Origin of the sequence: Duganella radicis (assembly GCF_009720825.1) — a bacterium.
GTDB classification, from domain to species: Bacteria; Pseudomonadota; Gammaproteobacteria; order Burkholderiales; family Burkholderiaceae_D; genus Rugamonas; species Rugamonas radicis.
Genome location: NZ_WNKY01000045.1, coordinates 46,087 through 52,501 on the forward strand (window position 1 = coordinate 46,087; position 6,415 = coordinate 52,501).

Annotated in this window: 5 protein-coding genes; 3 read left to right on the forward strand and 2 right to left on the reverse strand. The window is 63.2% G+C overall.

Annotated features, from left to right (window positions below):
* Positions 1 to 9 precede the first annotated feature (9 nt).
* Entirely contained in the window at positions 10 to 1,269 is a 1,260-nt protein-coding gene (locus GM676_RS26010; RefSeq protein WP_155467113.1) for an amidohydrolase, read from the forward strand.
* Here the strand turns inward: GM676_RS26010 and GM676_RS26015 are convergent.
* Both GM676_RS26015 and GM676_RS26020 read right to left on the reverse strand, forming a co-directional pair.
* A complete protein-coding gene (locus GM676_RS26015) occupies positions 1,256 to 3,076 on the reverse strand; it encodes a DUF885 domain-containing protein (RefSeq protein WP_155467114.1) in 1,821 nt (606 codons plus the stop codon). The two genes, GM676_RS26010 and GM676_RS26015, sit on opposite strands and share 14 nt — an antisense overlap.
* A 50-nt stretch (positions 3,077 to 3,126) precedes the next feature.
* Positions 3,127 to 3,558 (reverse strand): acyl-CoA thioesterase, encoded by a 432-nt coding sequence (locus GM676_RS26020; RefSeq protein ID WP_229262871.1) that lies wholly within the window; start codon positions 3,556 to 3,558, stop codon positions 3,127 to 3,129.
* Positions 3,559 to 3,660: 102 nt separating this feature from the next.
* On the opposite strand from GM676_RS26020, the gene ychF reads away from it, so the two are divergent.
* Positions 3,661 to 4,752: a redox-regulated ATPase YchF gene (gene ychF, locus GM676_RS26025; RefSeq protein ID WP_155467116.1), complete on the forward strand. Its 1,092-nt coding sequence runs from the start codon at positions 3,661 to 3,663 to the stop codon at positions 4,750 to 4,752.
* Between the two features lie 221 nt (positions 4,753 to 4,973).
* On the forward strand, positions 4,974 to 6,415 hold a 1,442-nt coding region (locus GM676_RS26030), incomplete at its 3' end, for an NYN domain-containing protein (protein WP_155467117.1).

The following is a 6,415-nucleotide window of genomic DNA, read 5'->3' on the forward strand; positions in this document are numbered from 1 at the left end:
AAGGACGCCATGAAACGCTTACCGATCATCGCATTGCTGGCCGTCGCCGCCGCCGCCCAGGCGCAGGACGCCGGCAGCGTCATCAACGGCATCTATCCGCAGCTGGACGCGATCTACAAGGACCTGCATGCGCATCCCGAGATCGCCTTCCAGGAAGAGCGCACCGCCGCCAGGCTGGCCGCTGAAATGCGCAAGATCGGTTTCGAGGTGACGGAAAAAGTCGGCAAGACCGGCGTGGTGGCCATCTACAAAAACGGCCCCGGTCCGCTGGTCCTGGTGCGCACCGAGCTGGACGGCCTGCCGATGGAGGAGAAATCCGGCCTGCCTTACGCCAGCAAGAACGGCGCGGCCCACAGCTGCGGCCACGACGTCCACATGACCGCCTGGCTGGGCGCGGCGCGCACGCTGGTGACGCTGAAAGCGCAGTGGAAAGGCACGCTGATGTTCATCGGCCAGCCGGCGGAAGAAACCGTGTCCGGCGCCAAAGCCATGCTGGACGATGGCCTGTTCAAGCGCTTCGGCAAGCCGGACTATGCGTTCGCGCTGCACTCGTGGCCGCTGGCCTACGGCACCATCGGCTACAACAGCGGCGCCGTTTCGTCGAATTCCGACGCGATTGAAATCACCTTCAAAGGCCGTGGCGGCCACGGCTCGGCGCCGGACAAGGCGCTCGACCCGGTCACGATTGCCGCGCGCTTCGTGGTGGATGTGCAGACCGTGATCAGCCGCGAAAAAGATCCCAAGGAATTCGGCGTGGTGACTATCGGCGCCATCAACGGCGGCACGGTGGGCAACATCATTCCCGACACGGTGAAAGTGCGCGGCACCATCCGCAGCTACAGCCCGGCGGTGCGCGAGAAAATCCTGGCGGGCGTGCGCCGCGTCGCCAATGCCTCGGCGGCGATGGCCGACGCGCCGGCGCCCGAGGTCGACCTGATTCCCGGCGGCGCCGCCATCGACAACAACGACGCCCTGGTGACGCGCACCGAAGGCGTGCTGAAGAAAGCCTTCGGCGACGCCAACGTCTCGCGCATGCCGGCCATGACCGCCAGCGAAGACTTCTCGCAGTACGTGAACCAGGGTGTGCCGGGCATGTTCTTCTTCACCGGCGTGTACGATCCGAAAACGCTGGCCGAAGCGGAGCGGGGCGGCAAGCCGGTCGCCTTCAACCACTCGCCGTACTACGCGCCGGTGCCGGAACCGTCGATCAAGACCGCCGCGCAAGCGATGACGCTGGCGGTCATGAACGTGATGTCTACTTCGAAGTAGCGATCCAGTTGTTGACGCGCTGTTCCAGGATCGGCATCGGCAAGGTGCCGTCGCCGATCACCACTTCATGGAATTTCTGGTAGCTGAACTTGTCGCCCAGCGCTTGCTGCGCGCGGGCGCGCAGTTCCAGGATTTTCAGCGAGCCGATCTTGTAACTCAGCGCCTGCGCCGGCATGACCATGTAGCGTTCGATCTGATTGCGCGCACGCGCTTCCGGCCAGCCCAGCACGTCCATCAGATAGCTGATCGCCTGCTCGCGCGTCCAGCCCTTGGCGTGCATGCCGGTGTCCACCACTAGCCGCGCGGCGCGCAGCATCTCGGCGTTCAGGTGGCCATAGTAGGCCACCGGATCGTCATACAAGCCCATCTCCTTGCCCAGCGTTTCCGAGTACAGCGCCCAGCCTTCGGTGAAGGCCGCGCTGTTTGGATTCTCGGTGCTGAATTTGCGGAAATCGGGCAGGTCGATTTCTTTCAGCAACGCCGCATGCAGGTGGTGGCCCGGCACGCCTTCATGCAGGAACAGGCTGACCATGTCGACCCGGCTGTACTTTTTCGGATCGTTCACCACTGGCCAGAACACGCCTGGATGCGAACCGTCGGCGGCCGATGGCGTGTAGTGGTCGGAGGCGGTGGCGCGCGTCAGTTCCGGCTCCAGGTGCAGCTCCAGCTTGGCCTTCGGTACCAGGCTGAAGTAGGCTGGCAGCTTGGTCTGCACTTGCGCGTAGATGGCGCGGTAGGCGTCCAGCACCTGCTCGTCGGTGGTGAAGATGTTAAACCTGGTCTGTTCGCGCATCCATTGTTGCAGCTGTTTCTCCGGGCCTTCGTAGCCCAGCTTCGGACCCAGCAAGGCCATCTGCTGCTGGATGCGCGCCACTTCCTTCAGGCCCAGCGCGTGGACTTCGTCGGCCGACAGCGGCAGGTTGGTGCTGTCCTTGATGTGGGCGGCGTACCAGGCGGCGCCGTTCGGCAGGGCGCTCCAGCCGGTGCTGGCGCGGCCGGCTGGCAGATATTCGTTTTCAAGGAAGCTGACCAGGCGGTTCAAGGCCGGCGCGACTTTGCTGTCCACCGTTTTCAGGTAGGCGGCGCTGAGTTTCTTTTTATCCGCCTCCGGGAACGAGGCCGGGAAACGCGTCACCGGCGAGTAGAACACACTGGTTTCCGGCGAGGCCGCGCGCAGGTTTTGCAGCTGCGGCAGCATGGCGGTGATGATGGCTTTCGGATGCACCACGCCCTTGTGCATGCCTTCGCGCATATTGGCGATCGCCTGGTCGATCCATGCCGGCAGCTGGTTCAGGCGGCTCAGGTAAGCTTGGTACTGCTTGACCGTTTCCAGCGGCTGCGAGCCAGTGCCGCCGGCATAATTGGCCAGCGTGCTGGGCACGTTATCCATCTGGTTCAGCGGCAGCAGATGATCGGGGAAGGATTCCATCTGCATCGCGTTATTGAGCTCGTAGGTCAGCAGATCGTAGGTGAGCTGATCGTGGGCGCTGAGCTGGTTGCGGTTCACCGCCATCAGCTGTTTCTGCATGCCGCGATACAGCGTGAACTGCGCCGCGCGCACCTTGGGCGAAATGGCCAGGCCGATCTGGTCGTCATAGCGGCTGTCGCCATTGGCGGTGGCAAACAGCAGCGGATCGAACTTGCAGCGCGCCATATGAAACGCCGCCGCCAGCCTGGCCAACTGCTTTTGCGCTTGCGCAGCCTTGGCCGCCGTCGCCGCAGGCTTGGCCTGCACCGGCAGCGTGTAAGCACCAGCCAGCATCAGGCTGGCCACCAGAACAGAAGTACGCAGACGAGAAATGGACATGAAGTTTTTCCGTAGGGTCGTGATGGCCAAGGAGTCTAGCACCAAAAAAGTCAGTCGAGGATGATCAAGTCGCTCAGCACTGCGCGCACCGCATCCGGAATCGGCACGGCGCGGTTGCTGGCGCGTTCGACGTAAACGTGGACGAAGTGGCCGGCGGCGGCGGGCAGCGGCTCGTTGTTGCGGTACAGGGCGATTTCGTAACGCACGCTGGCGTTGCCCAGCTTGGCCACGCGGATGCCGGCGTGCACCGCGTCCGGAAACGCAATCGGACTGAAATACGAACAGCCGCTGTCGACCACGAAGCCCACCACCTCGCCCTGGTGAATATCCAGCACCCCCGCCTCGATCAGGAACTGGTTCACCGCCGTATCGAAATACGAGTAGTAGACAACATTGTTCACATGGCCATAAATGTCATTGTCCATCCACCGCGTGGGGATGGTCAGGAAGTGGCGGAACTGGTCCCGGCCGGCGTCGCGCATGCTCATGCAAGCTCCTGTTTTTTGAAGTGTGAGGCCAACAAAGGTACAATGGACCCTTGAACGCTGTAAATAGCAAGCAACTCCATACTGTAAAGGTTTTTCATGAGTCTCCAATGCGGCATCGTCGGCCTGCCCAACGTCGGCAAGTCCACCCTGTTCAACGCCCTGACCAAGGCCGGCATCCCGGCCGAGAACTATCCGTTCTGCACCATCGAGCCGAACGTCGGCGTGGTCGAAGTGCCGGACCCGCGCATGGCCGCGCTGGCGGACATCGTCAAGCCGGAACGCATGGTCAACGCCATCGTCGAATTCGTCGACATCGCCGGTCTGGTAGCGGGCGCTTCGCAGGGCGAAGGCCTGGGCAACCAGTTCCTGTCGCACATCCGCGAAACCGACGCCATTGTCAACGTGGTGCGCTGCTTCGAAGATGAAAACGTGATCCACGTGGCCGGCAAGGTCAGCCCGCTGGACGACATCGAAGTGATCCAGACCGAGCTGGCGCTGGCCGACCTCGGCACGGTGGAAAAAGCTATCCATCGCGAGCAAAAGAAAGCCCGCTCCGGCGACAAGGACGCGATCAAGCTGGTGGCCCTGATGGAACGCCTGGTGCCGCACCTGAACGAAGCCAAGCCGGTGCGCTCGCTGGGCCTGGATGAAGCGGAAATGCTGCTGATCAAGCCACTGTGCCTGATCACCGCCAAGCCGGCCATGTACGTGGCCAACGTGTCGGAAAGCGGCTTCACCAACAACCCGCTGCTGGACCAGCTGACCGCCTACGCCGCCACCCAGAACGCGCCTATCGTGGCCATCTGCGCCGCCATCGAGGCGGAGATCGCCGACCTGGACGACGCCGACAAGACCGCCTTCCTGGCCGACATGGGCATGGAAGAGCCGGGCCTGGATCGCCTGATCCGCGCCGGCTACAAGCTGCTGGGCCTGCAAACCTACTTCACCGCCGGCGTGAAGGAAGTGCGCGCCTGGACCATCCACATCGGCGACACCGCACCGCAGGCGGCCGGCGTGATCCACACCGACTTCGAACGCGGCTTCATCCGCGCCCAGACCATCGCCTACGACGACTACATCCAGTACAAGGGCGAGGCCGGCGCGAAGGAAGCCGGCAAGATGCGCGCCGAAGGCAAGGAATACGTGGTGAAAGACGGCGATGTGCTGAACTTCCTGTTCAACGTCTGAGTTTTACCCGCTTCATGAAAATCCGCGATTTATCGCGGATTTTTTTTCGCCTTGCGCAAATCATTGTTTTTGCTGGGTTATTTCGGAATGGCGGTGGCGCGTTGTTGGACGTTGAGCGGGGCTGCCGCTGCGCAATCAACAGTGTTGTTGATTGCAATAGTGGCCAGTTCGGTATAATCGCCGGATTGCCTGCCTTACCCCTACTCTAGAAAATACTCTTCATGGCTTCTTCCAACGAAAACGTCAGCATGGCGCTGTTCTGCGATTTTGAGAACGTGGCGCTCGGCGTGCGTGACGCGAACTACGATAAATTCGATATCAAGCCGGTGCTGGAACGCCTGCTGCTCAAGGGCAGCATCGTGGTCAAGAAAGCCTATTGCGACTGGGACCGTTACAAGTCGTTCAAAGCCTCGATGCACGAGGCCAACTTTGAGCTGATCGAGATTCCGCACGTGCGCCAGTCGGGCAAGAATTCGGCCGACATCCGCATGGTGGTGGATGCGCTGGACCTGTGCTACACCAAGTCGCACGTGGATACGTTTGTGATTATTTCCGGCGACTCCGATTTTTCGCCGCTGGTGTCCAAGCTGCGCGAGAACGCCAAGAAGGTGATTGGCGTGGGCGTGAAGCAGTCGACTTCCGATCTGCTGGTGGCCAACTGCGATGAGTTCATTTTCTACGACGATCTGGTGCGCGAGAGCCGCCGTGCGCGTCGCGAGGCCAGCAACGATAAGCCGCAGGTCAAGCGTACGCCGGAGGAGGAACGCGCGCGCCGCGAGGAGATGGAGAAGCGTCGCTCGCAGGCGGTGGAAATTGCGGTCAATACGTTCGAGGCTTTGGTGCTGGAGCGTGGCGACAGCGGCAAGATCTGGGCTTCTGTGTTGAAGGAGGCGATCAAGCGCCGCAAGCCGGATTTCAGCGAGTCGTACTATGGCTTCCGTACCTTCGGCAATCTGATCGAGGAGTGCAAGGCGCGCGGGTATCTGGAGTTTGGCCGCGATGAGAAGTCGGGTGCGTATGTGTACCGTGGCAGCGGCGTGCCGCAGCCATTGCCAGTCAGCGAGGCGCCAGCCGTTGCCGATGGCGTGGCGCCGGTGGCTGCGCCGGAGGAAGGCGGCCAGCAGGAATCGCGCCGCAGCCGCAACCGTGGCCGTACCGCCGCCGAGCGCTTTGCCGAACGCCAGGCCCAGCGCCTCGCCCAGCAACAGCGCGCCGCGCAGACACAAACGGAAGGTGCGGCCGTCGACGGCGACGAGGGAGCCGACGATGCGCACGTTGCAGCTGGCGTTGACGTAGCCGATGTCGCACAGCCTGCCGCCATCGAGCCGGCACCCGCCGCGTGGTGGGACAGCGCGCCCGCCGCCCCGGCCGACGTTGTGCCCGCCGATGACGACGCGCAGCCAGCCGACGCCGGTGCGCCAGCCGCTGCCGCTCCGGCGCGGGGCAACGCACCCGCCAAGAAGAAAAACGGCACCAAGCCGCCAGCACGCAAGCTGAAAGAGCAGGCCAAGAAAGGCATGGCCGTCAATGCGCCAGCCCCGGCGGACACTGCCGCCGCAGCGGACGCCGCGCCTGCCGCCAGCGCGCCCGCCCAGCGTGCCGATGTCGCATCCGCTGACCGCGCCCCGGCGCCCGCCGCTGACGTGTCCGCCGCTCGTGACGG